The organism is Streptomyces sp. NPDC024017 (assembly GCF_040638895.1).
Lineage (GTDB): Bacteria > Actinomycetota > Actinomycetes > Streptomycetales > Streptomycetaceae > Streptomyces.
Genome location: NZ_JBEZYZ010000016.1, coordinates 51,955 through 77,272, shown reverse-complemented (window position 1 = coordinate 77,272; position 25,318 = coordinate 51,955). Strand labels below are relative to the sequence as shown.

Genomic DNA, 25,318 nt, shown 5'->3' with positions numbered 1-25,318 from the left:
CGCTGACGCCGTATGCGCGGTGCGGCGATTCTTTCCGGGTCCCGAGCCTGTCTCTCCTGGAGTCCCCACCGTGAACAGCCCTGCCTTCCGCATGTCCGCACGCCGTCTGGCGACCGTCGCGACCGCCACGGCCCTCGCCACCGGGCCCGTGGCACTCACCGGCGTGAGCCCGGCGCACGCCACCGGCGACCACGGCCGCGCGAGCGCCGTCGTCCTGCGCACCGGCCTGGACGTCTCCCTGCTGAACAAGTCGGTGAACGTCCCCCTCGCCGTCTCCCTCAACGACGTCCGGGCCCCGCGGAGCGCCGGGAAGACCACGCTGACGGCCACCCTCGACGCGGTGGACGGCGGCCGGCCCTTCAGCGTGCTGCGCGCGGAGGCGGCCGAGGCGAGAGCCACGGCCACCGCCACGAAGGCCGAGGGGGCCACCACCCTGGCCCACGCCCGCCTCCATGTCCCCGGCCTGCCGCTGCTGCCGCTGATCGAGGTCGAGAAGGTCACGGCCAGGGCCACTTGCGAGGTCGGGAAGAAGCCGTTCGCCACGACCGGCCTGCCCGGCTCGGTGACGGTGCTCGGCAAGCGCGTGGCGCTGACCGCGGGCGGCCCGACGGACGTCAAGGTGCCGGGCGTCGGCGAGGTGCGCCTGGACCTCTCCAGCACCCGGACCACCGCCCGGACGGCCGCCGCCACCGCCCTCGAACTCAAGGTGTCCGTCAACCCGTTGAAGCTGAACGTCGCCGAGGTCGACGGCACCGTCACGCTGGCCGAGGCGACCTGCAGGACACCCCGGCCCGCAGCCGCGGCACAGCCCCCGGCCGAGCAGTCCACCCCGCCCGCCGACGTCAAGCCGCAGGGCGGACCCGCGGAGGCGGGCCTGGCCGAGACGGGCGGCGGCTCGACCACGCCGTACCTCATGGGCGCCGCGATCGTCCTGCTCGCGGCAGGCGCGGGAGCGGTGGTCCTGGCACGCCGCAAGGGCTGACCCCCCGGCGGTCTCAGTCCGTCAGCGCCCGCTCCAGCGCCCGCAGAAACCCGTCGGTCGTCCTGCGGTCCCGCACCGCCAGCCGCAGCCACTCCTCGTCCAACCCGGGGAACGTGTCCCCGCGGCGCACGGCGTAGCCGAGGTCGCGCAGGCGCCGGCGGACGGCGGACGCCCCCGGCAGGCGGACCAGGACGAACGGGCCCTGCGCGGGCCCGGCCACCCGCAGCCCGGCCGGGGCGAAGCGGGCGAGGCCGGCCGACAGGTGGGCGCGGTCCGCCGCGATGCGGTGCGCCGCGTGGGCCGCCTCCGCCAGCGCCCGCGGCCCCACGCACGCCTCGGCGGCGGCCAGCGCCGGGGTCGACACCGGCCACAGCGGCTGCGCCCGCTGGAGGTCCTCGATCGTCTCGGGCGCCGCCAGCACGTAGCCGATCCGCAGCCCGGCCAGCCCCCACGTCTTCGTCAGGCTGCGCAGTACCACGAGACCCGGCACGTCGACACGGCCCGCCAGGGCCTCGCGCTCGCCCGGCACCGCGTCCATGAACGCCTCGTCCACCACCAGCACCCGCCCGGGCCGGGCGAGTCCGGCGATCGCGTCCGCCGGGTGCAGCACCGACGTCGGGTTCGTCGGGTTGCCGATCACCACCAGGTCCGCGTCCTCGGGAACGGCCGCCGGGTCCAGCCGGAAACCGTCCTCCTCCCGCAGCAGCACCCGGCCGACCGCGTGCCCCGCGTCCCGCAGCGCCGCCTCCGGCTCCGTGAACTGGGGATGCACGACGACCGGCCGCCGCACCTTCAGCGCCCGCGCCAGCAGCACGAACGCCTCCGCCGCTCCCGCCGTCAGCAGCACCCGCTCCACCGGCAGCCCGTGCCGCGCGGCCACCGCCGCCCGCGCGGCACGCCCGTCCGGGTAGGCCGCGAGCCCGCCGAGCGACGCGGCGATGTGCTCCCGCAGCCAGACCGGCGGCGTGTCCGCGCGGACGTTCACGGCCAGGTCGACGAGCGAACCGCCGTCGTCCCGGACCTCCGCGTCCCCGTGGTGACGCAGATCGTGCCCGCTCTCAGTGCGCATGCGAATGAGCGCCGTGGTGGTGCCCGTGACCGTGCCCGTGGTGATGGTCGTCGTCGTCCGGGTGGAAGTGCGGCTGCTGCGGCATGCCCACCTTGTCCTCGAAGCCCGGCAGCGCGATGCGGTACACGCACGAGTCGCAGTTCATCCGCAGATCACCCTTGACGGCCTCCTCGTACCGCTCCCACACCAGGTCCAGCAGCTCCGGCTCCGGCCCGATGACGTCCGCCGACAACACCTCGACCTCCGGGTGCGCGGCGGCCCAGCCCTCCGTCTGGTGCCGCACCCGGTCCGGCAGGATGCCCGTGAACAGGAAGTAGGGCAGGACCACGATCCGGCGGGCGCCCAGCCGCACACAGCGGTCGAGCCCGCTCGGCACGTCCGGCGCGGCCAGCGACACGAACGCCGTCTCGACACCCGCGTACCCGCGCCCCTCCCACAGCAGCCGGGCCGCCTTGTGCACCTCGGCGTTGGCGTCCGGGTCCGTCGAGCCGCGCCCGACCAGCAGCACCGTCACGTCGGCCCGGTCCCCGGGCGTGCGGCCCGCCGACCCCAGGGCCTCGTCCAGCCGCCGCTCCAGCACGTTCAGCAGCGCCGGATGCGGGCCGAGCGGACGCCCGTACGTGTACGAGATGCCCGGGTGCCGCTCCTTCTCGCGGGCCAGGGCCGCCGGGATGTCGCCCTTGGCGTGCCCGGCGGACACCAGCATCAGCGGGACGGCGGCGAACCGACGCACGCCCTGCTCCACCAGCTCGGTGACGGCCTCGCCCAGCGGCGGCGGGGACAGCTCGATGAAGCCGCCCGCGACGGGCAGTTCGGGGTGCCGGGCCCCCAGCCGCCGTACGAAGTCGCGGAACGCCTCGGCTCCGGCGTCGTCCCGGGTGCCGTGGCCGGCGATGAGCAGGGCGGGCGGGGTGGTCACAGTTTCTCCTCGGCGGAAGTGGGGTGGTACAGCAGGGCGTTGAGCGCGGCGGCGGCGACCGCCGACCCGCCCTTCTCGGACACGTTGCTCACGGCGGGCAGTCCGCTCTCGCGCAGCGCGGCCTTCGACTCGACGGCTCCGACGAAACCGACGGGCAGTCCGATGACGAGCGCGGGGCGCGCGTCGAGTGTCAGCAGCTCCTCCAGCGCGGTCGGCGCGTTGCCGATCACCCAGAGGGCACCGGGGCCGACCTGCTCGTGGGCGAGCCGGATCGCGTGCGCGGAACGGGTCAGCCCGGGCCCGGACTCGGCGTCCCTGAGGCGGCAGACGGTCTCGCGCCGGGTGATACCGGCGCCCACCATCTCCACGTCCACGACCACGGGCGCCCCGGCGTGCAGCGCCGCGTGCGCCTTCTCCAGGTCGGCCTCGTCCATGACGAGGTCGGAGGCGTAGTCGAGGTCGGCGGCGGAGTGGACGACCCGCTCCACGACCGCCCGGGTCAGCGGCGGGAAGTGTGAGGTGTCCAGCCGGGCGCGCATGCGCCGGTACGACTCCACCTCGATGGGATGGACGACACGGTTCACTCGGAGCCCTCCTGCGCCGACTGCCAGCGGTAGCCGCGCGGCGTCACCATGCGCCCCGCGATGTCCCGGGTCGCCGTGTTGCCCACGGTCACGACCGTCATCATGTCGACCGTCGCCGGGTCGAGAGCACCCAGCGTCGTGAGCCGGCTGGACTCGTCCGGCCGCGAGGCGTTGCGTACGACACCGACCGGCGTCGCCGGTGTCCGGTGCTCGGCGAGGATGCCCAGCGCCTTGGGGAGCTGCCAGTCGCGGCCGCGCGAGCGCGGGTTGTAGAAGGTGACCACGAGGTCCGCCTCGGCCGCCGCCCGCACCCGCCGCTCGATGACCTCCCACGGCGTGTGCAGGTCGGACAGGCTGATCGACACGTGGTCGTGGCCCAGCGGGGCGCCCAGGATCGCACCGGCCGCGAGCGCCGCCGTCACGCCGGGCACACCGACCACGTCGATGTCGTCGGAGGCCTCGGCCAGCGCGGGGGAGGCCATGGCGTAGACGCCCGCGTCCCCGCTGCCGATCAGCGCGACGGCCTGCCCCTTGCGGGCCTCCTCGACGGCCGTGCGCGCCCGCTCCTCCTCGGCCCCGAGCCCCGATTCCAGGATCCGGGTGCCGGGCCGCAGCAGATCACGGATCTGGTCGACGTACTGGTCGAGTCCGACGAGCACGGAAGCCCGCCGCAGTTCGGCCTTGGCACGCGGCGTCAGCAGGTCCCGCGCGCCGGGCCCCAGCCCGACCACCGCGAGACGCCCGCGCCCCGGCCGCCGTACGACGGCACAGGTCGCCATCGCCGGGCTCGCGTCCGACTTGCGCTTGGGGACGAGCAGTTCGCCCCCGCCGACGAGCGCGGCGGCCTCCGCCACCGACGGGGTCCCGACGGCCGCGAGCGGCGCGTCGGACGGATTGGGCACGTCGACCCCGGCCAACTCCCCGGCGGAGTACGTCACCAGGGGCACGCCGAGCCGCCGGGCGGCCTCGACGATGCCGGGTTCGCCGGCCTTGGCGTCGACGGTGGCCAGTTCGGCGACGGACGCGACGGACAGCCCGGCCTCGCGCAGGGCGTCCTCGACGAGCCCGAGGACCTCCTCCACGGGGGCACCCTTCGACGCCCCGACCCCGACGACCAGCGTCGGCGGCCTCAGCACCACCTCGCGCCCGGCCGCCTCCACGAGCCGGTCGGTGAGCCGGATCGTGTACGCCCCCTCGTCCGCCGACGGCAGCGGCGGCAGCGGCCAGGCCACCTCGGCCCGCAGCGCCACGGCCTCGCCGTCCAGCAGGGCCCGCGACACCCCGGCGACGTCGCCCTCCACGGGCAGGCCGAGGGTGTCCAGGCCCGGCAGGTCCACGGCGTCCGTGGCCGTCGTCACGACCGGCTCGGCGCCCAGCAGGTCACCCACCTCGCGGGCCAGATCGTTGGCGCCGCCCCCGTGCCCGCCCAGCAGCGACACGGCGAACCGCCCGCCCTCGTCGACGCACACCACGCCCGGGTCCTCGGTCTTGCCGGACAGCAGCGGTGCCACCAGCCGTACCACCGCCCCCGTAGCCAGGAAGCACACGAGCTGCTCGCACTGCGCGAACGCGGTCCGTACGGCGTCCCCGACGGGACCCTCGTACACACGCGTGCGGTCCGGCCACGCGGCGGCCAGCCGGTCCCGCGCAGCCGCTCCCGCCGCGGTGGCGGAAATGAGGCCGATCACTGAGCAACTCCTTCATCGACAGCTGCCGGAGGCCGGACGCCCCACAGCAGGAAAACGGGGTTGGTCGCCGCGAGCCGGGTCACGTCCCCGGGCAGCGGCGCGAGCCGCGACGACTGCAGGAGCACGCCGTCGCAGGTGAGACCGGCGCTCGTCAGGGCCTCGCGCGCGGCCGGCACCCGGTCGAGCGCCGCCATGGCGACGACCACCGTGCGCCGGGCACGCCGCGCACACGCGGCGACGATGGCGGGCAGTTCGCGCCCGCCGCCCCCCACGAACACGGCGTCCGGGGTCTCGGCGAGCTCCGCCAGCGCGTCCGGTGCCGCGCCCCGCACCACCCGCACGTCCACACCGTGCGCGGCGGCGTTGGCGCGGACCCGCTGCACGCCGTCCGCGGTCTTCTCCACGGCGGTGACGGCCGCACCGAGCCGCGCACACTCCACGGCCACGGACCCCGACCCGGCGCCCACGTCCCACACCAGGTCGCCCGGGCGCGGCCCCAGCCGGGCCAGGGCCAGCGCCCGCACCTCGAACTTGGTGATCATCGAGTCCCGGTGGGTGAACTCCGCCTCCTCCAGGGCCCAGCCGGCGGGCCGCTCACCGGGCCCCGCGACCGTCCGTACAGGGCCGAGCGCACGCGCCTCGTCCAGGCACAGCACCACGTTCACCGCCGTACCCCAGTCCCGGGCGGCGGCCTCGGCGGGCGTCACCCGCTCCACGCGCTCCGCGTCCGAGCCGAGCCCGGACGCGACGACCAGCACCCGCGCCGCGTCCCGCAACGCCGCGCCCAGCTCCGCCGGACCCGCGCCCGGGCCGGTCAGCACGGCCGTCTTCGCCTGCGCCCGGCACACGTTGACGGCCGTCCGCAGCTCCCGCCCGTGGGCGCTCACCACCACGGCGTCGTCCCACGGCAGCCCGATCCGCGCGAACGCGGCGGCGACCGACGACACCCCGGGCCGCACATCCAGCCGCTCCGGCCCGAACCGCTCGGCCAGCACCCGCACGATCCCGAAGAACCCCGGATCCCCGGACGCCAGCACGACGACCCGGCCACCCTCGCCGACCTGCCGTTCGACGGCGTCGAGCGCGGGCGCCAGCGGCCCGAGCACGATCCGCTCGGCCGTCTCCGGCAGCCGTACGGCGTCCAGATGCCGCCGCCCGCCGACGACCAGCCCGGCCCCGGCCAGGACGTCCTCGCCCACCGGAACCCCCGTGCCGGTCCCGACCACGGTGATCATGTACTGGCACCCCGCTCACGCAGGGCTCTGCGGGCCTCCGGGTCGGCCTTGCGGTAGCCGTGGAAGTGACCCGGGTGATACAGGTGCGAGCGCGTGCCGTGCGCGTCGAGCGCCGGACCGACCAGGAACAGGGTGTGCTTCCAGAGCTTGTGCTCCTTGACCGTCTCCTCCAGCGTGCCGATCGTGCACTTCACGATCAGCTCCTCCGGCCAGGTCGCCTGGTACGCCACCACGACCGGGGTCGTCGTCGGGTAGCCGCCCTCCAGCAGCTCCCGCACGAGCTGCCCGCTGCGGGCGGCGGACAGGAACACCGCCATGGTGGTGCCGTGCTTGGCGAACTCCCGGACCTCCTCCCCGGGCGGCATGGGCGTCTTGCCGCCGCCGAGCCGGGTCAGCACGACCGACTGCGCGACCTCGGGGATGGTCAACTCGCGCTGCGCCAGGGCCGCCACGGCCGAGAAGGAGGAGACACCGGGCACGATCTCGGTGGCGATGCCGAGGTCGGCACACCGGTCGACCTGCTCCTGCGTACCGCCCCACAGGGCCGGGTCACCGGAATGAATACGGGCGACCTTGAGCCCCTCACCGCGGGCCCGCTCGTACACGGCGACGACGTCCTCCAGGGACATGGTCGCCGAGTCGAGGATCTCCGCGTCCTCGCGGGCGTGCTCGAGGACCTCCTCCTGGACCAGGCTGGCCGCCCAGATCACGACGTCGGCCTCGGCGATGGCGCGTGCGGCGCGGAACGTCAGCAGGTCGGCGGCGCCGGGGCCGGCACCGACGAAGGTCACTTTGCCGGCGGGGGCGTCGGCCATGGGATGGGTCCTCTCGTACAGGGGGTGGAACGGGGGCGGGGTGAGGGGCGGACGCGTCAGAGCTTTCCGCCCCGTCCGCCGTCGCGCCGGGCGGGTGCGATGAGCGTCGACAGATAGGGCAGGGGCGTGTCGTCGAGCTCGGCGGCCGGACGCACGGACTCCTCCGGCAGTCCGAGCGCCGACCCCCACACGGCGTCGGCGAGCCGCCCGGTCTCCCGCAGCGCCTCGGCGACCTCGTGCGCCTGCCGCCCGAACTTGTAGGCGACCACGGTCCCGGGCCCGGCCAGGGCGTCCTTCAGCACGGCCGCCCCGGCGGTGACGGGCACGAGCGTGAGCGGCTCGGTGCCTTCGGTCAGCACGGCACCCGACCGGGCGGCGAGGTCCTGCATGGCGGTGATCCCGGGCACGGTCTCGACGACGGTCCCCGGCACCAGCTCGGTGATGGTCTGCGCGAGGTAGGTGAACGTCGAGTAGACGTTGGGGTCCCCGATGGTCGCGAAGGCCACCGACGGGTGCCGCCGCAGCAGCGCGGCGACCCGCTCCCCGGCCGCGTCCCAGGCGGCCTCGCGCCGCCCCCGGTCGCTGCGCTCGTTCAGCGCGAACACCACCCGGACGACCTTCTCCTCGGGCACGTAGTGCAACACCGTCGCCTCGGCCCGGCCGCGCTCCCCGCTGTCCATCACGGGGACCACCACGACATCGGCTTCCCGCAGGGCGTTCACGCCCTTGACGGTCACCAGCTCCGGATCCCCGGGCCCCACCCCGACTCCGACCAGCCTGCTGCTCATGACGTCCGGCACCTCTCCACGAACCGATGGGCGACACCGGGCTCGGACGCCCAGTGCGTGTGCAGATAGCTCGCGTGCACACCACGCTGTACGAAACCTTCGACCCGCGGCCGGGGGCTGCGGACCCCCCAGGCGGGCTCCGTCCCCGAGCCGGGCTCCACGACGGTCCGGTGGAACTCGTGCCCCCGCATCCGGGTCCCGGCCTCCGCGAGCACACTGTCGCTCACGGCCACGGCGTCCCGGTAGCCCAGAGTGAGCCGCTCGGTCATCCGCGCCCCGGCGTCCAGCACCCCGCACATCGGCAGCCCGTCCAACTCCCGGCACAGATACAGCAGCCCGGCACACTCGGCGGCGACGGGAGCGCCGCTCTCCGCCAGCTCGGCGACGGCCTTGCGCAGGGGTTCGTTGGCGGACAGCTCGGAGGCGTACACCTCGGGGAACCCGCCCCCGATCACCAACCCGGCGGTGCCGTCGGGCAGTTCCTCGTCCCGCAGGGGGTCGAAGGTGACGACCTCGGCCCCGGCGGCGGCGAGCAGTTCGGTGTGCTCGGCGTAGGAGAAGGTGAAGGCGGCCCCACCGGCAACGGCGACGACGGGCGCGCGCTGCTCGTCCGACAGAGCCGGGCCGGAGGGGGGCGTCAGCCTTTCGTCCGACCGAGTCGGGTGGTGGGCGGGCGAGGCGGGGGTCCAGGGGGCGGAGCCCCCCGGTACGGCTCCGGCAGCACGCGCCAGTGCCTCCAACGCCCCGAGGTCACACCCGTCGGAGACCTGCGCGGCCATCGCCGCCACGGCCTCCACCGCGGCGGCGTGCCGCTCGGCAACCGGCACCAGCCCCAGATGCCGCGACGGCGTGTCCACCTGCGGAGCCCGCCGCAGCACCCCGAGCACCGGCACCCCCGCCTGCTCCAGGGCCTCCCGCAGCAACTCCTCGTGCCGGTCCGAGGCGACCTTGTTCAGGATCACGCCCCCGACCCGCACCTCGGGATCCCATGACGCGAACCCGTGCACCAGAGCCGCCACCGACCGCGACTGCGACGACGCGTCGACGACCAGCACCACCGGCGCCCGCAGCAGTTTCGCGACATGCGCCGTGGACGCGAGTTCACCCTCGCCCGCGGCCCCGTCGTACAGCCCCATCACGCCCTCGACGACGGCGATGTCGCACCCCCGCGCCCCGTGCAGGAACAGCGGCCCGACCAGCTCCGGCCCGCACAGGTACGCGTCGAGGTTCCGTCCCACCCGCCCGGTCGCGAGCGCGTGGTACCCGGGGTCGATGTAGTCCGGCCCGACCTTGTGCGGAGACACGGCGAGCCCCCGCGCGGCGAACGCGGCCATCAACCCCGTGGCAACGGTGGTCTTGCCGCTGCCCGACGAGGGCGCGGCGATGACCAGCCGAGGGACGGAAGCACTCACCACTCGATGCCCCTCTGGCCCTTCTGGCCCGCGTCCATCGGATGCTTGACCTTGGACATGTCGGTCACGAGATCGGCGAAGTCCACGAGCTTCTCGGGCGCGTTCCGCCCGGTGATGACGACATGCTGGGTCCCGGGCCGGTCCCGCAGCACGGAGATCACCTCGTCCGTGTCCACCCACCCCCAGTGCATCGGGTAGGCGAACTCGTCGAGCACGTACAGCTTGTACGTCTCGGCCGCCAGGTCCCGCTTGACCTGCTCCCAGCCCTCGCGGGCCTTCTCCTCGTTGTCCATCTGCTGATCACGCTGGACCCAGGACCAGCCCTCGCCCATCTTGTGCCAGTCGACGGACCCGCCCTCGCCGGAGGCGCCGAGCACCCGCAGCGCGTTCTCCTCGCCGACCTTCCACTTCGCCGACTTGACGAACTGGAACACCCCGATCGGCCATCCCTGGTTCCAGGCCCGCAGCGCGAGCCCGAAGGCGGCGGTGGACTTGCCCTTGCCGACGCCCGTGTGGACGACGACCAGCGGCCGGTTCCGGCGCTGCCTCGTGGTCAGTCCGTCGTCCGGCACCACACTCGGCTGTCCCTGCGGCATTACGCGGCCCTCCTCTGCACGTCCTTCACGAGCCCGGCGATGCTGTCCGCCCGCAGCTCGTCCAATGTCACGGCCGTACCGCCCAGCTCACCCGCGAGCTGCCCGGCGAGCCCCAGCCGCACCGGCCCCGACTCGCAGTCCACGACGACCGAGGCGACCCCGTCGGCCGCGAACAGCCGCGCCGCACGCCCGGCCAGGGCGACCGGCTCCGGGCCACCGGTGGCCCGACCGTCCGTCACCAGCACGACCAGCGGCCGCCGCGCGGGATCGCGCAGCCGCTCCACGCGCAGCACGTCGTGCGCGCGCAGCAGCCCCGCGGCGAGCGGCGTGCGCCCGCCGGTCGGCAGCGTCTCCAGCCGGGCCGCCGCCGCGTCCACCGACGAGGTCGGCGGCAGCGCGACGTCCGCGCCGGTGCCCCGGAAGGTCACCAGGCCCACCTTGTCCCGCCGCTGGTAGGCGTCCAGCAGCAGCGACAGCACGGCGCCCTTCACGGCGCTCATCCGCTGCCGTGCCGCCATCGACCCGGACGCGTCCACGACGAACAGCACGAGATTGCCCTCGCGCCCCTCGCGGGTGGCCTGCCGCAGGTCGTCCCGGCGCACGACCAGGCCCGGCCCGGACCGTCCGCGCGCCCGCTGGTGCGGCGCCGCCGCCTGCACGGTCGCCGCCAGGTGCAGCTTGGTGAGCGCGCCCCGGGGCCGCCGGGCCCCGGTCGTCCGCCCGTGCTCGGTCCGCGCCCGCGAACGCCGCCCGGCGGCACCCTCGCCGATCCCGGGCACGCTCAGCACCTTGGTGCGGAACGGCTCGGAAGCCCGTACGGCCGACTGCTCGCCGGCCCCCGAGGGCTGCGGCTGCCCGTCCTCACCGGCCTCGGGCCGGGCCGCGGTGTCGTCGCCGCCCTCGGGCGCGTCGTCGGGTTCCGGCTGTCCGCCGCCCCCGCCGGGCCCGCCCGGGCCGGGGTCCGGATCCGGGTCGTCGTCGTCCGAACCGCCGAACTCCTCCAGGGTCTCGTCCAGCTTGTCCTCGTCCAGCCCCGGCGCGTCGAAGGGGTTGCGCCGCCGCCGGTGCGGCAGCGCGAGCAGCGCCGCCTGCCGGACGTCCTCCGCGAGCACGTCCGTGCGCCCGGCCCAGGCCGCCAGCGCGGTGGCGGTCCTCGCCATCACGATGTCGGCGCGCATGCCGTCGACCTCGAAGGCCGCACAGGTCGCCGCGATCTGCCGCAGCGCCCCGTCGCCCAGCCGCACCGACGGCAGCAGCTCCCGCGCGGCGATGATCCGCGCCCGTACGTCGGCCTCCTCCTCGGCCCAGCGCGCGGCGAACCCGGCCGGGTCGTCGTCGTAGGCCAGCCGCCGCCGGACGACCTCCACCCGCTGGTCCGGCTCCCGCGAGGCCGCGACCTCCACGGTCAGCCCGAACCGGTCGAGCAACTGCGGCCGCAGCTCGCCCTCTTCGGGGTTCATGGTGCCGACGAGCAGGAACCGCGCGGCGTGCCGGACGGAGACGCCCTCGCGTTCGACGTACGAGGCGCCCATCGCGGCGGCGTCCAGCAGCAGGTCGACCAGGTGGTCGTGGAGGAGGTTGACCTCGTCGACGTAGAGGATCCCGCGGTGCGCGGCGGCCAGCAGGCCCGGCTCGAAGGCCTTCACGCCCTCCGAGAGGGCCCGCTCGATGTCCAGTGCGCCCACGAGCCGGTCCTCGGAGGCGCCGACGGGCAGTTCGACCATGCGCGCGGCCCGGGTCTCGAACGCGCCCGGCTCGTGCGGCCCGTCCGGGCAGCCGGGGTCGGGGGAGCCGGGGTCGCAGGAGAAGCGGCAGCCGGAGACGGCGTCCAGCGTGGGCATGAGCGCCGACAGCGCCCGCACCGCGGTCGACTTGGCCGTGCCCTTCTCGCCGCGCACCAGCACACCGCCGACCGCGGGTGACACCGCGTTCAGCAGCAACGCGAGCCGCAGGTCGTCCTGGCCCACGACGGCCGTGAACGGAAAGGGGGTGGTCACTTCTCGTCGCCCTCCAAGTCGCCTTCGAGCTCCAGATAGGTGGCCCGCAGCCGTTCCAGCGTCTCCGCGTCCGGCTCGGCCCACAGTCCGCGGTCGGCGGCCTCCAGCAGCCGCTCGGTGATGCCGCGCAGCGCCCAGGGGTTGGACTTCTTCATGAAGTCCCGGTTCTCCGGGTCGAAGACGTACTCGGCGCTGAGCTTCTCGTACATCCAGTCGTCCACGACCCCGGCCGTGGCGTCGTACCCGAACAGGTAGTCCACGGTCGCCGCCATCTCGAAGGCGCCCTTGTAGCCGTGCCGCCGCATCGCCGCCATCCAGCGCGGGTTGACCACCCGGGCGCGGAAGACGCGGTGCGTCTCCTCGCCGAGCGTGCGGGTCTTCACCTGGTCCGGGGTGGCCGAGTCGCCGACGTACGCCTCGGGGCTCGCGCCCGTCAGGTGCCGCACCATGGCGACCATGCCGCCGTGGTACTGGAAGTAGTCGTCGGCGTCGACGAGGTCGTGCTCACGGGTGTCGACGTTCTTCGCGGCGACGGCGATCCGCTTGAACGCCGTCTCCATGTCCCCGCGTGCGGCCCGCCCGTCGAGGCCCCGGCCGTAGGCGTAGCCGCCCCACACCGCGTACACCTCGGCGAGGTCCGCGTCGGAGCGCCAGTTGCGGGCGTCGATCAGCGGCAGCAGACCGGCCCCGTAGGCCCCCGGCTTGGAGCCGAAGATGCGGGCCGTGGCCCGGCGGCGGTCGCCGTGCTCGGCGGTGTCCTGGTCGGCGTGGGCCCGGACGTAGTTGGACTCCGCCGGCTCGTCCAGCTCGGCGACTGTGCGCACGGCGTCGTCGATCAGCCCCACCACGTGCGGGAACGCGTCCCGGAAGAAGCCCGAGATGCGGACCGTGACGTCGATGCGCGGCCGGCCGAGTTCGGCCAGGGGGATCACCTCGAACCCGGTCACGCGCCGCGAGGCGTCGTCCCACACCGGCCGGCAGCCCAGCAGCGCCAGGATCTCGGCGATGTCGTCGCCCTGGGTGCGCATCGCCGAGGTGCCCCACACCGTCAGGCCGACGGACGTGGGGTACTCGCCGGTGTCCTGCAGATACCGCTGCACCAGCGAGTCCGCGAGCGACTGCCCGACCTCCCAGCTCAGCCGGGACGGAATGGCCTTGGGGTCGACGGAGTAGAAGTTCCGGCCCGTAGGCAGGACGTTGACGAGACCGCGGGTCGGCGAGCCGGACGGACCGGCCGGGACGTAGCCGCCGTTCAGCGCCCGCAGGATGTGCCCGATCTCGTCGGTGGTCTTCTCCAGCCGGGGCACGACCTCGGTGCAGGCGAACTCCAGCACGGCGACGGCGTCGGGCAGTTCGGTGCCGAGGACCTCCCGGACCAGCGGCGCGCTCTCGGCGACCGCCCAGCCGCGCTCCTCCATGCCCTCCGCGAGCCGCCGGCACAGCTGCTCCAGCAGGTCGATCGCGTCGGCGGCGCTGCGCGACGGGCCGTCCACCAGGTCCGTCAGCTCGACGGGCACCTTCACCGGAGCGCCCGGCTCGGCCAGCAGCTCCTTCTCGACCAGCCCGAAGTGCTGCGCCAGCGACGCCCTGAGGCCCGGCAGCGCGTTGGCCTGCCCGCCCCACACCTGCGAGGCGCGCAGCACGGCCAGCACGAGGTTGACGCGCGGCTCGGCGACCGGCCCGCCGCCCAGGATGTGCAGGCCGTCGCGGATCTGCACGTCCTTGATCTCGCACAGATAGCCGTCGATGTGCATGACGAACTCGTCGAACGCCTCGTCGTCCGGCTGCTCGTCGACGTGCAGGTCGTGGTGGAGTTCGGCCGCCTTGACCAGCGTCCAGATCTGGGCGCGCACGGTCGGGGCCTTCGTCGGGTCCAGGTCCGAGACGAGCGCGTACTCGTCGAGGAGCTGCTCCAGCTTGGCCAGGTCGCCGTAGGTGTCGGCGCGGGCCATCGGCGGCACGAGGTGGTCGACGACCGTGGCATGCCCGCGCCGCTTGGCCTGGGTGCCCTCGCCCGGGTCGTTGACGATGAACGGGTAGATCAGCGGCAGGTCCCCGAGGACCGCGTCCGGGGCGCAGCCCCCGCTGAGCCCGAGGCCCTTGCCCGGCAGCCACTCCATGGTGCCGTGCTTGCCCATGTGGACGATGGCGTCGGCGCCGAAACTGTTCTCCAGCCAGCGGTAGGCCGCCATGTAGTGGTGGGACGGCGGCATGTCCGGGTCGTGGTAGATCGCGATCGGGTTCTCGCCGAAGCCGCGCGGCGGCTGGATCATCACGACGACGTTCCCGAACTGCAGGGAGGCCAGCACGATGTCGTCCCCGTCGACGTACAACGAGCCAGGCGGCTCGCCCCACGCCTCGGTCATGGCGTCCTTCAGCTCCGGGTCGAGCTTCTCGAACCACGCCCGGTAGTCCGCCAGCGGCACCCGCGCGGGCGCGGCGGCCAACTGCTCCTCCGTCAGCCACTCCACGTCGTGCCCGCCGGCGTTGATGAGCCGGTGGATCAGCTCGTCACCCTCGTCCGGGTGCCCCTCGACGACGTACCCGGCGTCCCGCAGTGCGTCCAGCACCCGCACCGCCGAGGCCGGGGTGTCGAGCCCGACCGCGTTGCCGACCCGCGAGTGCTTGGTCGGGTACGCGGTGAAGACCAGCGCGAGCTTCTTGTCGGCGTTCTCCTTGTGCTTCAGCCGCGCGTGCCGTACGGCGATGCCGGCGACGCGTGAGGCACGCTCCGGGTCCGCGACGTAGACGGGCACGTCGTCGGGGCCCTGCTCCTTGAAGGAGAACGGCACGGTGATCAGCCGCCCGTCGAACTCCGGGATCGCCACCTGCATCGCGGCGTCCATGGGGGAGAGGGCGGCGTCCGAGTCCTCCCAGGCCTGCCGCGACGACGTCAGGCACAGGCCCTGCAGCACGGGGATGTCCAGCTCGGCGAGGGCGCCGATGTCCCAGGCCTCCTCGTCGCCGCCCGCCGAGGCCTGCGAGGCGTGCGTGCCGCCGGCGGCGAGGACGGTGGCGACCAGGGTGTCCGCCTGCCCGAGGATCTCGTACAGCCCCGCGTCCGCCCCGCGCAGCGAACCGCAGTACACGGGCAGCGCGTTGGCGCCCCGCGCCTCGATCGCGTCGCACAGGGTGTCGACGAAGGCGGTGTTGCCGCTGAGGTGGTGGGCCCGGTAGAAGAGCACGCCGACGGTCGGACGGCCCTCCACACGGGCGCGTTCGCCGTGGACGCCGTACTCCGGCATCTTGCGCGGCTCGACGAACCCCTCGCCCGTCAGCAGCACGGTGTCGGAGAGGAACCGGGCGAGTTCGGTGAGGTTGTCCGGCCCGCCCTCCACGAGGTACTTCAGCGCCTCGGCCACGACACCGGCCGGGACGGACGACTCGGCCATCAGCTCCGCGTCCGGCACGGCCTCGCCGCCGAGCAGCACGGTGGGGACGCCGGAGGCCTTCAGCGCGGCGAGACCGTCCTCCCAGGCCCGCTTGCCGCCGAGCAGCCGGACGACGGCGATGCCGGCCCCGTCCAGCAGGGCCGGAAGCTCCTCCCGGACGTCCACGCGGGTCGGGTTGCCGATCCGGTAGTCGGCACCGGAGGCGGCCCGGGCCGCCAGCAGGTCCGTGTCGGCGGTCGACAACAACAACACTGTGCTCATGCGGGCGCTCCCGGTGGAATGAAGGGCAGTCCTTGCGGCGCGCCGGACTCGATGAGCCGCCACAGCGCGTCCGTGTCCGCGTGCTGTTCGATCAGGTCGCCGAGCCGGTCGAGTTGCTCCTCGCGCAGCGCGGCGAACGAGGTCTCCGGCGCGGGCACGAAGCGGCGGCCCGCGGCGGCCGCCACCTCGCGCAGAAAGGCCCGCCGGAAGCCGTCCGACTCCAGTGAGCCGTGCCAGTGCGTGCCCCAGGTCTGGCCGACCCGGCAGCCGTCCAGGAAGGGGACTCCTCCGGTGACGTCGGCGACGCCGTGGTGGATCTCGTAACCCTCGACGCGCTCCCCGAGGGCCTCGCCCACCGGCCGCGTGAGGGTCTTCTCGCGGGCGAACCGCACCCGCACGGGCAGGATCCCGAGCCCGTCGACGTGGCCCCGGCGGCTCTCGACGTCGTCCTCGATGTGCTCGCCGAGGATCTGGAAACCGCCGCAGATGCCGAGGACCGGCCGCTGCTCGGCGGCCCTGCGGGCCAGGGCGTCGGCGAGCCCCCGCTCGCGCAGCCACTCCAGCGCACGGACCGTCCCGCGGGTGCCGGGCACGACGACGAGGTCGGCGTCGGACAGTTCCTCCGGCCGGTCCACGAACCGCACCACGACGCCCGGTTCGGCGGCCAGGGCGTCCACGTCGGTGAAGTTGGACATGAGCGGCACGGCACAGACCGCGACGCGCAGCACGTCCTCGCCGACCGGCGGGGCGACGACGGACTCCCGGACCGCTCCCCGCAGGGAGACCCGCAGCCCGTCCTCCTCGTCGATCCCGAGGCCGTGCCGGAAGGGCAGCACGCCGTACGTACGCCGCCCGGTGAGCCCGTGCAGCATGTCCAGGCCCGGCTCCAGCAGGGAGACGTCCCCGCGGAACTTGTTGACGAGGAACCCGGCGACACACTCCTGGTCCTCGGGCGACAGCAGCGCCACCGTCCCGAAGAACGAGGCGAACACACCGCCCCGGTCGATGTCGCCGACGACGAGCACGGGCAGCCCGGCGTTACGGGCGATCCCCATGTTCACGATGTCCGTCCGCCGCAGATTGATCTCGGCGGGAGAACCGGCCCCCTCACAGATCACCGCGTCATACGTGCCCCGCAACTGCTCCAGACAGTCCAGCACCGTCCCCAGCAGCTTCTGCTGCCGCCCGCCGTGGTACCCGCGCGCGCTCAGCTCCCCGACCGGCTTGCCCAGCAGCACGACCTGACTGCTCTGCTCGCCACCGGGCTTGAGGAGCACGGGATTCATCAGCGCGGTCGGCTCGACCCGGCAGGCCTGCGCCTGCATGGCCTGCGCCCGGCCGATCTCGGCGCCCTCCTTCGTCACGAAGGAGTTCAGGGACATGTTCTGCGCCTTGAAGGGCGCGACCTTGACGCCCTGCCGCACCAGCCACCGGCAGATCCCGGCCGTCACGACGCTCTTGCCGGCGTCGGAGGTGGTACCGGCGACGAGAAGCCCACCGCTCATGTCATTTCCCCCTCTTCAGCAACCGCGCACTCTTGAGCAACCGCGCACCGGCGCACACCCCGAGCGCGAGCCAGGTGACGCGCCTCGACAGCCGCACGGCCCGTGCGACGTCGTGCGTGCCGACGGCACGCCCCTGCGTGTTCAGCACGGGCCGGTGCTCCACCCGCCCGCCGTACGAGAGCGTCCCGCCGAGCCGCACCCCGAGCGCCCCCGCGAACGAGGCCTCCACAGGACCGGCGTTGGGACTCGGATGCTGCGCCGCGTCGGCCCGCCAGGCCCGGACGGCCCCCCGCGGATCCGGCCCGGCCAGGACGGCGAGGACGGCGGTCAGCCGCGCTCCCGGCCACCCCGCGACATCGTCCAGCCGCGCGGAAGCCCACCCGTACCGGCGGTAGCGGGCCGACTTGTGCCCGACCATGGCGTCCAGGGTGTTGACCGCCCGGAACCCGAGCAGCCCCGGCACCCCGCCGACGGCCCCCCACACCAGCGCCCCCACCACCGCGTCGGAGGTGTTCTCGGCGACGGACTCGACCACGGCCCGGGCCATGCCGTCGGCATCGAGGGCCTGCGGATCCCGCCCGCACAGATGCGGCAGCCGGGCCCGGGCCGCCTCGACGTCCCCGGCCTCCAGGGCACGCCCGATGGCCTGGGCCTCCCGGGCCAGCGAAGTCCCCCCGACGACGGCCCAGGTGGCGGCACCGGTCAGCGCGACGGAGGCGACGGCGGACGTCCGCACGGCACGCGCGGCGACGGAACCGAGGGCGACGGCCCCCGACGTACACACGACGGTGTGCAGCGCGCCCCACCCGCGGTGGTCCCGCCACAACACCCGCTCCACGGCACCCGCGGCCCGCCCGAACGCGGCGACCGGATGCCCCCGGCGAGGATCACCGAGCAGCAGGTCACCGATCAGACCGGCGGCGGCGCCGTACGCGAAGACGCGACCGGCACCCATGGGCTCAGCCGGCCAGGAGGGCGGGCAGGGGTGGGGTGTTGAACCTCGATCGGCAGCCGCGCATGGCGATATATGTCCTCACTCAGGGTGTCCACGCCCTGGTTCGACGAGACCGGCGGTGAGAGTTCCTGGCTCCCGGGGATTGCTACCCCGGTGACAGTGGCGGGACCGCGCCGGACTTGCACCGGCTTCCTCTCCTGCCGCCGTACTGGCCCCGGCAGTCCACCACGGCCGGGAACCGCCGTCAACTTGCCGTTGACCTGCGAGGGGAGAGTGTGGAGAACCCCACATCGACCCCTGCGCACACACGACGACCGGGCGGCACAGGACTTGAGGTCCCATGCCGCCCGGCGGACGATGTGCGATCGGGCCGTCAGGCCACGATCAGGTAGATCCCGTACCCGACAGCCGCCGCACACGCCGCGAAGCACGCGTACGCACCGGTGACCGCGAGGCCCGCGGACCCGCCCTGGGCCACCGCCCGCTCGCGGCGGGACAGGCCGGTGATGCCGAGGGTGAACAGGCCCACGAGAGCCACGGTGACCACGAGGCTGACGCCGAACACGGAGCCGAGGGCCGCCCAGTCGATCTTCATCTCAGAGATTCTTCCTTGTTACCGGTGGGCGGGGTCAGACCGTGGTGGTCGTGGTCGGCGTGCGCTCGGCGGTGGCCTGCGACGGGAACGCGGGGACCGGGTCCTCCGACGCCGCAGCCGTACCACCCGCCGGGGGCGGTGTCACCGCGGCCATCGCCGTGGTCACCACACCGGCCGGCTCCGCCTCGTCGGTGTCGTTGACGTTGGTGTGGTCGACGACCTCACGCCGGGACAGCTTCCAGATCGCCGCGCTGGAGGCGACGAGGAAGACGGCCACCACCGCGGTGCCCCAGTTGCCGAAACCGGTGACGTACTCGGCGAGCGCGGCCACCAGCGCGGCCGCCGGCAGCGTCAGGCCCCACGCGACGAACATGCGCGTCGCGGTCGACCAGCGGACGACACCGCCCTTGCGGCCGAGCCCCGCGCCCATCACCGAGCCGGACACGGAGTGGGTGGTGGACAGGGAGAAACCGATGTGGGAGGAGGCCAGGATGACCGTGGCCGCGGAGGTCTGGGCGGCGAAGCCCTGCTGCGGCTGAAGGTCGGTCAGGCCCTTGCCCATGGTGCGGATGATGCGCCAGCCACCCAGGTACGTGCCCAGCGCGATCGCGATGCCCGCGGAGAGGATGACCCACATGGGCGGGTCGGAGTCGGGGGCGACGGCGCCGCCGGCGACCAGGGCGAGGGTGATGACACCCATCGTCTTCTGCGCGTCGTTCGTGCCGTGCGCCAGGGAGACCAGGCCCGCGGAGGCGATCTGGCCGGACCGGTAGCCCTTCTTGGAGGCCTCGCCGTCGGCCTTCCTGCCGAGGGAGTACGTCAGCCGCGTGGCCAGCATCGCCGCGATGCCCGCGACCAGCGGGGCGGCGATCGCCGGGATCAGCACCTTGGTGACCAGCACGTCACCGTGCACCGCGCCGACGCCCGCCGAGGCGATCGTGGCACCGATGAGACCGCCCATGAGGGCGTGGGAGGAGCTGGACGGCAGTCCGACCAGCCAGGTCAGCAGGTTCCAGAGGATCGCGCCGACCAAGGCGGCGAAGATGACCTCGGGGCGGATGCCGGCCTCGTCGACGAGGCCTTTGGAGATCGTGTTGGCGACTTCGACGGACAGGAAGGCGCCGACCAGGTTGAGGACCGCGGACATGGCCACCGCGACCTTGGGCTTCATGGCGCCCGTGGAAATGGTCGTGGCCATCGCGTTCGCGGTGTCGTGGAAACCGTTCGTGAAATCGAACGCGAGTGCGGTTACCACCACAATCGCGAGGATCAGCGAGAAGCTTTCCATTTACCCAGGCAATCGTTCGAGGTCGTTGGCGCGACGAACGTAGGCAACCTGAGTGAACGGAAGATGAACTGGGAGGGGCGCAGGGGTGACTGCAACGGGGGGTCCTCGTTCCGCCCCGGAGCGGCGGCCCGGCGCCCCGGCGGCTAGGCGCCTCGCGCGAAGCGCTTCAGTCGATCGAGTGACCCGTTGAAGAGATTCTGGTCACCCGGCAGGGCCCCGCCGCCGTTGTCGAACTGCCAGAAGGTCCAGGAGGACCAGCCGGCCGGCAGCGCCCCCGGGCCCGCCGCGTCGTAGCGGGCGATCCACAGGTCGTGGCCTGCGGCGAAGGCGCGACTGCCGCCCGTGCACGTGTTCCACCAGTGGGTCGTCGTGTAGATCACCGGGCGGCGGCCGGTGATCCGCTTGATCTCGTCGCTGAACGACGCGATCCAGCCGACCATCCCCGCCCTGCTCAGGCCGTAGCACTTGTGCTTCTTGTCGTACGGGTTGTATTCGATGTCGAGCGCGGGCGGCAGCGTCCAGCCGTCCGCCGTCCAGCCGCCGCCGTTGCGTACGAAGTGCGCCGCCTGCGCCCGGCCCGAGGACCGGTCCGGCAGCGCGAAGTGGTAGGCGCCGCGCACCAGGCCCGCCGCGCGCGAGTCGTTGAACTGCCGGTCGAAGTAGGGGTTGCGGTAGGTGGTGGACTCGGTCGCCTTGACGTAGACGAACCGGGCGCCCTTCGCCTTCGCGCTCCGCCAGTCGACGTTCTTCTGGTGGGACGAGACGTCGTGCCCCTCGGGGCGGCTCGCCGCCGAGGCCGGAACCTCGGCGAGTGCGGTCCCGCCCAGGGCGAGTGCCGCCGCTGATGCCGCCAGTAAGCGGCCGCGGCGTCGGGTCGGTGTGCGGTCACGGGCCATGTGCTTCCCCCCGGAATGGCGACGTGCACGGCAAATCTCCCAGAGCGTACTGGAAGATCGTTGAATACCCGAAGATCTCCGGCCACGAGAGATCCGCCGGGCTTTGTGCCGGAAGACGCCTTTACGGGCGGTCGGCTTCCGGCCTGAAGTGGCCCCGCGCGGCGGCGCGTTGAGCCACTCCCTGGCAGGATCGCGGTATGGCTGAGCAGCGAGGAGACGACCGGGGCACGAGGGACGTACGGGAGGGCGAACCGGGTGCGGGGGAGCCGCGGCGCAGGAGCTCCCGCCCCGAGGAGGCGCGCGCCTGGGAGGACCTCGTCGCCACGGCCCGCCGGACGGTCGCGGACGGACTCGTCGTCGGCACGTCCGGCAACGTCTCGGTGCGCGTCGGGGAGACCGTCCTGGTCACGCCGTCGGGCGTCCCCTACGACCGGCTGACGCCGGACGACGTGACCGGCGTCGGCCTCGACGGCCGGCAGGTCCTCGGCACCCTCGTCCCGACCAGCGAGCTGCCCATGCACCTCGCGGTCTACCGCACGACCGGCGCCCTGGCCGTCGTCCACACCCACGCCGTGCACGCGACGGCCGTCTCGACGCTCGTGAGCGAGCTCCCGCTGGTCCACTACATGGCCGCCGCGCTCGGCGGCCCCGTCCGGGTCGCCCCGTATGCCACGTACGGCACCGACGAGTTGGCCGGGAACATGCTCCGCGCCCTCGCCGACCGCTCCGGCTGCCTCCTCCAGAACCACGGCACCCTCACCCACGGCACCACCCTCGCCCAGGCCTACGACCGCACCGCCCAGCTGGAGTGGATGTGCCGCCTGTGGTTGACCGCCGCCTCGGTGCCCGGCCTGACCCCGAGCCTGCTGTCCCGGGAGCAGCTGACCGAGGTGGAGGAGCGCCTGCGCGGCTACGGCCAGCGGGGCTGAGCCGGCCCGCGGCCGCCGCGGACGTCACCCCGCCGATCCCTCCCACTGGTCGCCCGCGGAATCCGCCGGGACACTGGAACGGTGCGCACTGCCAAAGCGACGGCCGCTGCCGTCACCGCCGTGATCGGGGCCGGTGTCGCCGCGGTGGCCGCCGGCCGGCTCGCCAGCGACGCCGCGCTCAAGGCGCCCCCCGGCAGGCCCCTGCCCACCGAACCCCGGCTCACCGTGCACGGCACCGCCGCCGGGCAGGTCAGCCTCACCCGGGACCTCGCCGCCCTGCGCCCCGGCCGTTACGGCCTCTCCGGCGACGGCTCCCACGCGGTCGTCGGGCCCGTCCTGACCGGCGCCACGCACCCCGCCGACACCGTCGTACGCCGCCTGGAGAGCATCACGCACGGCACGCTGAAGTCCGGGGACAAGGTGTGGCTCACGCCCAACGTGTACGTCGGCAACCCCAGCGCCGCCCTCGGACTCGAACACGCCGACGTCGACGTCCCCGGCGAACTCGGCTCCCTGCCCGCGTGGTTCGTGCCGGGCAAGCGGGACACCTGGGTGATCGCCGTGCACGGCCTGGGCACCACCCGGGAACTCGCCATGAACGTCATGCCGTTCCTGCACCGCAGCCACTTCCCGGTGCTCGCCCTCGCCTACCGAGGCGACCTGGGCGCACCCCGTCCGCCCGACGGCCTGAACCACCTCGGCGAGACCGAGTGGCGCGACCTCGACGCGGCCGTCCGCTACGCCGTGCGCTACGGAGCCCGCCAGGTCGTCCTGCACGGCTGGTCCACCGGCGCCACCATGGCCCTGCGCGCCGCCGCCCGCTCGGGGCTGCGCGACCGCGTCGCCGGGCTCGTCCTGGACTCCCCGGTGCTCAGCTGGGAGGCCACCCTGCGCGCCCTCGCCTCGGCCCGCCGCACCCCGGGCGCGCTGCTGCCCCTCGCGGTCCGCGCCGCCCAGGGCCGCACCGGCCTGACCGGCGACCGCGTCGCGGGCTCGGCCCCGTCCGACGGGCTGCGCGTCCCGGCGCTCGTCTTCCACGGACCGGACGACACCGTCGCCCCCTGGCAGCTCTCGCGCCGCCTCGCCGACGCCCGCCCCGACCTGGTCGCCCTGCGCACCGTCGGCAACGCCCCCCACGGAGCCATGTGGAACGCCGACCCGAAGGCCTACGAGGAGGCGCTCCGGCGCTTCCTGACGCCCCTCATGTGACCCCGTCCACGTCCAATGTGACCCCGTTCACGCCCACCCGCCGATGCGGCCTCCCGCGCCGGTCTCTCGCGCACCCCCCGTTCACGCCCCCTTCGCCCCGTCGCAACCGAGTCCCGTCCCGCTCTTCTGCGACCGGTCGCGAGGATTCCGTTTAGCGTCGTACCAGTGGCCTGTTCCCGGCCCTCGACCACTCCCGGGAACCGGTGCGTTGGCCATCCCCGTCGCCCGCCGTGACATTCCGTTTGGGTTTTCGGACCGTCAACCGGAAGACTGCACCCGTGACGTCCCGTATCCCGCGCGACTCCAGGCTTCGACTCGTCCGCCCGCGACCCCTGGCCGCCGCCCCCCAAGCGATGAACCAGCGGCGCTCGCGCCGCCCCGCACCGCGCCCTCCGGAGGGCACCCCGGCACCGGCGGAGCTGGCCAGAATGGCACGCTCAGGTCTGGCCGCCGCGGCCCGCGTCGCCCGCTGGGCCGACGCCGCGCTCGGCCCCGGCCGGGACAGCGCCACCGACGACGGCAAGGCCACGCTCTCCGACGCGACCGCCGAACGCGCCGCCCGCGAACTGGGTCTGACCCCGGCTCAGGTCAGAGCCGACTGGGACACCGCCCGCCTCGCCGGCCTCGTCGAGGTGCACGGCGACAGTGCCCGCCCCGGCTGGCGGCTGCGCGCCTGGGACCGCGACGACAGCGCCGTGCTGCGCGGCTGGGTCGCGCTCTTCGACGCCTGGTCGCTCGCCCATCCGGAGCCCGCGGGCCAGGAGCCCGCCGCCGTCGCCGAGGTCGTCTCCGCCATGCCGCAGGCGCTCTCCTTCCTCCAGCTGTCCGCCGGCCCCGTCCCCGTGGAGCAGCTCCTCGACCTCCTGGAGCAGCGCGTCACCGAGCTGCGCACCGCCCGCTGCGAGATCCCCTACGGCCCGCAGCCCGAGCCGACGGCCGAACCGGCGCCCACCGACGCCCCGCTCGCCCCCCTGCTCGACTGGGCCCTGCGCGCCCTCGCCTCCGTCGGCGCCCTCACCTACGGCGACGGTCAGGCCACCCTCACCCCGCTCGGCAACTGGGCCGTCTGGGTCAAGCTGGAGCAGATCTGCGTCGCCGCCCAGAGCCCTGCCGGGAACATCGAGCAGGCCGCCGACGACATGCTCCGCGGCTGCGCCCAGCTGCGCCCCAACGCGGCCCGCGCCGAATACCGCGCCTGGCTCGCCGCCCGCCCCGTCGGCAGCGCCGTCACCGAGCTCCTCGGCGCCGCCCGCGGCGAGGACGCCCTGCTGCGCGGCCTCGCCTTCGAGGCCCTGCGCGTGGTCGGCGCCCCCGCCGAGCCGGACGTCCGCGGCGTACTGGACGAGCCCACGCTCAGGCCGTACGCGCTGCTGTGGCTGGCCGAGCACGACGGGACCGACCCCGAGGACGCCCACGAGGTCCTCACCCGCGAGGAGGCGACCTGGCTGTGGGTGGACACCGCCGCCGCCGTCGCCGACCACGGTGAGGCGCCGCTGCTCGTCCGCCACCTGGAGTCCGCGGTGCAGCCGACCGTCCCGATGCTCCTGGACGAGGTACGCGCCGTGGGGCACCCGCGCACCGTGCAGGTCCTGGTCGCGCTCGCCGCCGCACACCCCGACCCGGCCCTGGCCAAGGCCGTGCGCCGGGCCGCGTTCCAGGTGCACACCGGCGGCAGCTAGCCCCCGCGGCCCGCGCCGCGGGCCGCCTGTCAGCCGTCCTGTGGAGTGTCAGCCCGCTATCTCGGGCGCGTACGTCCCGAAGCTCCACACATTGCCCTCGAGGTCCCGAGCCATGTAGTCCCGCGAGCCGTAGTCCTGGTCCGTCGGGGGCATCAGCACCTCCACGCCGTGCTCCACGGCGCGGCGGTGGTGCCCGTCCACGTCGTCCACCACGACGTACACCCCCGTGGTGCCCGCCTCCTTCATGGCCGCGTCGAACACACCGCCGCGCCCCTTGGAGCCGACCATCACCGCGCCGTTGCCCTGCGCCAGCTCGGCGTGCATCACCGAGCCGTCCTCGCCCTCGTACACCGACAGCTCCGTGAAACCGAAGGCCTCCGTGAGCTGCCGGATCGCCGCTTTCGCGTCCGCGTACAGCAGCGTGGGGTAGACGCTCGGACGCCCGCCGGACATGCCTGCCATGGCGATCACTTCCTCGTGGCTCGCTGTGTGTCCCGCCGCCGGGAGGAGCCGGAGTCCGGCCC

General features: G+C 74.2%; 21 protein-coding genes and 1 riboswitch. Of the genes, 4 read left to right on the top strand and 17 right to left on the bottom strand.

The window, feature by feature from the left end:
• The first annotated feature begins 70 nt into the window (after positions 1 to 70).
• Positions 71 to 982: an SCO1860 family LAETG-anchored protein gene (locus tag AB0G20_RS34715; protein ID WP_361309490.1), complete on the top strand. Its 912-nt coding sequence runs from the start codon at positions 71 to 73 to the stop codon at positions 980 to 982.
• A gap of 13 nt (positions 983 to 995) precedes the next feature.
• On the opposite strand, the gene cobC is transcribed toward AB0G20_RS34715, so the two are convergent.
• From cobC to AB0G20_RS34635, 16 genes are all read right to left on the bottom strand, one after another.
• Entirely contained in the window at positions 996 to 2,051 is a 1,056-nt protein-coding gene (gene cobC / locus AB0G20_RS34710; protein WP_361309488.1) for an Rv2231c family pyridoxal phosphate-dependent protein CobC, read from the bottom strand.
• Entirely contained in the window at positions 2,041 to 2,970 is a 930-nt protein-coding gene (locus AB0G20_RS34705) for a sirohydrochlorin chelatase (protein WP_189589933.1), read from the bottom strand. Before AB0G20_RS34705 ends, cobC begins: the two co-directional genes overlap by 11 nt.
• On the bottom strand, positions 2,967 to 3,554 hold the full coding sequence (locus AB0G20_RS34700) for a precorrin-8X methylmutase (protein WP_361309485.1): 588 nt from the start codon (positions 3,552 to 3,554) through the stop codon (positions 2,967 to 2,969). Before AB0G20_RS34700 ends, AB0G20_RS34705 begins: the two co-directional genes overlap by 4 nt.
• Complete coding sequence (gene cobJ / locus AB0G20_RS34695) at positions 3,551 to 5,242, bottom strand: precorrin-3B C(17)-methyltransferase (RefSeq protein WP_361309482.1); 1,692 nt, start codon at positions 5,240 to 5,242, stop codon at positions 3,551 to 3,553. Before cobJ ends, AB0G20_RS34700 begins: the two co-directional genes overlap by 4 nt.
• Positions 5,239 to 6,477 carry a precorrin-6y C5,15-methyltransferase (decarboxylating) subunit CbiE gene (cbiE, locus tag AB0G20_RS34690; RefSeq protein WP_361309479.1) on the bottom strand — a complete coding sequence of 413 codons (1,239 nt, stop codon included), beginning with the start codon at positions 6,475 to 6,477 and terminating at the stop codon, positions 5,239 to 5,241. The genes cobJ and cbiE overlap by 4 nt, the downstream gene beginning before the upstream one ends.
• Positions 6,474 to 7,292: a precorrin-4 C(11)-methyltransferase gene (gene cobM, locus AB0G20_RS34685; protein ID WP_361309476.1), complete on the bottom strand. Its 819-nt coding sequence runs from the start codon at positions 7,290 to 7,292 to the stop codon at positions 6,474 to 6,476. The genes cbiE and cobM overlap by 4 nt, the downstream gene beginning before the upstream one ends.
• A 56-nt stretch (positions 7,293 to 7,348) precedes the next feature.
• Positions 7,349 to 8,080 (bottom strand): precorrin-2 C(20)-methyltransferase, encoded by a 732-nt coding sequence (gene cobI, locus AB0G20_RS34680; protein ID WP_361309474.1) that lies wholly within the window; start codon positions 8,078 to 8,080, stop codon positions 7,349 to 7,351.
• Positions 8,077 to 9,492: a cobyrinate a,c-diamide synthase gene (locus tag AB0G20_RS34675; RefSeq protein WP_361309471.1), complete on the bottom strand. Its 1,416-nt coding sequence runs from the start codon at positions 9,490 to 9,492 to the stop codon at positions 8,077 to 8,079. Before AB0G20_RS34675 ends, cobI begins: the two co-directional genes overlap by 4 nt.
• Entirely contained in the window at positions 9,489 to 10,088 is a 600-nt protein-coding gene (cobO, locus tag AB0G20_RS34670; protein WP_361309468.1) for a cob(I)yrinic acid a,c-diamide adenosyltransferase, read from the bottom strand. The genes AB0G20_RS34675 and cobO overlap by 4 nt, the downstream gene beginning before the upstream one ends.
• Positions 10,088 to 12,085 (bottom strand): putative cobaltochelatase, encoded by a 1,998-nt coding sequence (locus AB0G20_RS34665; protein WP_361309465.1) that lies wholly within the window; start codon positions 12,083 to 12,085, stop codon positions 10,088 to 10,090. The genes cobO and AB0G20_RS34665 overlap by 1 nt, the downstream gene beginning before the upstream one ends.
• Entirely contained in the window at positions 12,082 to 15,738 is a 3,657-nt protein-coding gene (gene cobN / locus AB0G20_RS34660; RefSeq protein WP_361309462.1) for a cobaltochelatase subunit CobN, read from the bottom strand. The genes AB0G20_RS34665 and cobN overlap by 4 nt, the downstream gene beginning before the upstream one ends.
• The gene (locus AB0G20_RS34655) at positions 15,735 to 17,243 is read right to left on the bottom strand and encodes a cobyric acid synthase (protein ID WP_361309460.1); all 1,509 of its coding nucleotides are present in this window, start codon (positions 17,241 to 17,243) and stop codon (positions 15,735 to 15,737) included. Before AB0G20_RS34655 ends, cobN begins: the two co-directional genes overlap by 4 nt.
• A gap of 1 nt (position 17,244) precedes the next feature.
• The gene (locus AB0G20_RS34650) at positions 17,245 to 18,198 is read right to left on the bottom strand and encodes a cobalamin biosynthesis protein (RefSeq protein WP_361309458.1); all 954 of its coding nucleotides are present in this window, start codon (positions 18,196 to 18,198) and stop codon (positions 17,245 to 17,247) included.
• Between the two features lie 99 nt (positions 18,199 to 18,297).
• Positions 18,298 to 18,456, bottom strand: a riboswitch (cobalamin riboswitch).
• 115 nt (positions 18,457 to 18,571) lie between these two features.
• Positions 18,572 to 18,793 (bottom strand): hypothetical protein, encoded by a 222-nt coding sequence (locus AB0G20_RS34645; protein WP_059422310.1) that lies wholly within the window; start codon positions 18,791 to 18,793, stop codon positions 18,572 to 18,574.
• Positions 18,794 to 18,827: 34 nt separating this feature from the next.
• Positions 18,828 to 20,081, bottom strand: a complete 1,254-nt coding sequence (locus tag AB0G20_RS34640; RefSeq protein WP_361309455.1) for an inorganic phosphate transporter — start codon at positions 20,079 to 20,081, stop codon at positions 18,828 to 18,830.
• Between the two features lie 143 nt (positions 20,082 to 20,224).
• Positions 20,225 to 20,977 carry a lysozyme gene (locus AB0G20_RS34635; RefSeq protein ID WP_361309453.1) on the bottom strand — a complete coding sequence of 251 codons (753 nt, stop codon included), beginning with the start codon at positions 20,975 to 20,977 and terminating at the stop codon, positions 20,225 to 20,227.
• A 197-nt stretch (positions 20,978 to 21,174) separates the two neighbouring features.
• Between AB0G20_RS34635 and AB0G20_RS34630 the strand changes: the two genes are divergently transcribed.
• The 3 genes from AB0G20_RS34630 to AB0G20_RS34620 all read left to right on the top strand — a co-directional run bounded on the left by AB0G20_RS34630 (position 21,175) and on the right by AB0G20_RS34620 (position 24,794).
• Entirely contained in the window at positions 21,175 to 21,906 is a 732-nt protein-coding gene (locus AB0G20_RS34630; RefSeq protein WP_361309451.1) for a class II aldolase/adducin family protein, read from the top strand.
• Between the two features lie 81 nt (positions 21,907 to 21,987).
• Positions 21,988 to 23,115, top strand: coding sequence for an alpha/beta fold hydrolase (locus AB0G20_RS34625; RefSeq protein ID WP_361309449.1), 1,128 nt, complete (start codon positions 21,988 to 21,990; stop codon positions 23,113 to 23,115).
• Between the two features lie 278 nt (positions 23,116 to 23,393).
• Positions 23,394 to 24,794, top strand: a complete 1,401-nt coding sequence (locus AB0G20_RS34620; protein WP_361309447.1) for a hypothetical protein — start codon at positions 23,394 to 23,396, stop codon at positions 24,792 to 24,794.
• A 48-nt stretch (positions 24,795 to 24,842) separates the two neighbouring features.
• Here the strand turns inward: AB0G20_RS34620 and AB0G20_RS34615 are convergent, their stop codons facing one another.
• Positions 24,843 to 25,256 carry a VOC family protein gene (locus AB0G20_RS34615; protein WP_361309445.1) on the bottom strand — a complete coding sequence of 138 codons (414 nt, stop codon included), beginning with the start codon at positions 25,254 to 25,256 and terminating at the stop codon, positions 24,843 to 24,845.
• Positions 25,257 to 25,318 lie beyond the last annotated feature (62 nt).

Bases quoted from the DNA above. Each gene is read 5' to 3' on its own strand.
- cobC (WP_361309488.1), bottom strand. From the start codon at position 2,051: ATGCGCACTGAGAGCGGGCACGATCTGCGTCACCACGGGGACGCGGAG.
- cbiE (WP_361309479.1), bottom strand. From the start codon at position 6,477: ATGATCACCGTGGTCGGGACCGGCACGGGGGTTCCGGTGGGCGAGGAC.
- cobM (WP_361309476.1), bottom strand. From the start codon at position 7,292: ATGGCCGACGCCCCCGCCGGCAAAGTGACCTTCGTCGGTGCCGGCCCC.
- cobI (WP_361309474.1), bottom strand. From the start codon at position 8,080: ATGAGCAGCAGGCTGGTCGGAGTCGGGGTGGGGCCCGGGGATCCGGAG.
- cobO (WP_361309468.1), bottom strand. From the start codon at position 10,088: ATGCCGCAGGGACAGCCGAGTGTGGTGCCGGACGACGGACTGACCACG.
- cobN (WP_361309462.1), bottom strand. From the start codon at position 15,738: ATGAGCACAGTGTTGTTGTTGTCGACCGCCGACACGGACCTGCTGGCG.
- AB0G20_RS34655 (WP_361309460.1), bottom strand. From the start codon at position 17,243: ATGAGCGGTGGGCTTCTCGTCGCCGGTACCACCTCCGACGCCGGCAAG.
- AB0G20_RS34650 (WP_361309458.1), bottom strand. From the start codon at position 18,198: ATGGGTGCCGGTCGCGTCTTCGCGTACGGCGCCGCCGCCGGTCTGATC.
- AB0G20_RS34645 (WP_059422310.1), bottom strand. From the start codon at position 18,793: ATGAAGATCGACTGGGCGGCCCTCGGCTCCGTGTTCGGCGTCAGCCTC.
- AB0G20_RS34640 (WP_361309455.1), bottom strand. From the start codon at position 20,081: ATGGAAAGCTTCTCGCTGATCCTCGCGATTGTGGTGGTAACCGCACTC.
- AB0G20_RS34635 (WP_361309453.1), bottom strand. From the start codon at position 20,977: ATGGCCCGTGACCGCACACCGACCCGACGCCGCGGCCGCTTACTGGCG.
- AB0G20_RS34630 (WP_361309451.1), top strand. From the start codon at position 21,175: ATGGCTGAGCAGCGAGGAGACGACCGGGGCACGAGGGACGTACGGGAG.
- AB0G20_RS34615 (WP_361309445.1), bottom strand. From the start codon at position 25,256: ATGGCAGGCATGTCCGGCGGGCGTCCGAGCGTCTACCCCACGCTGCTG.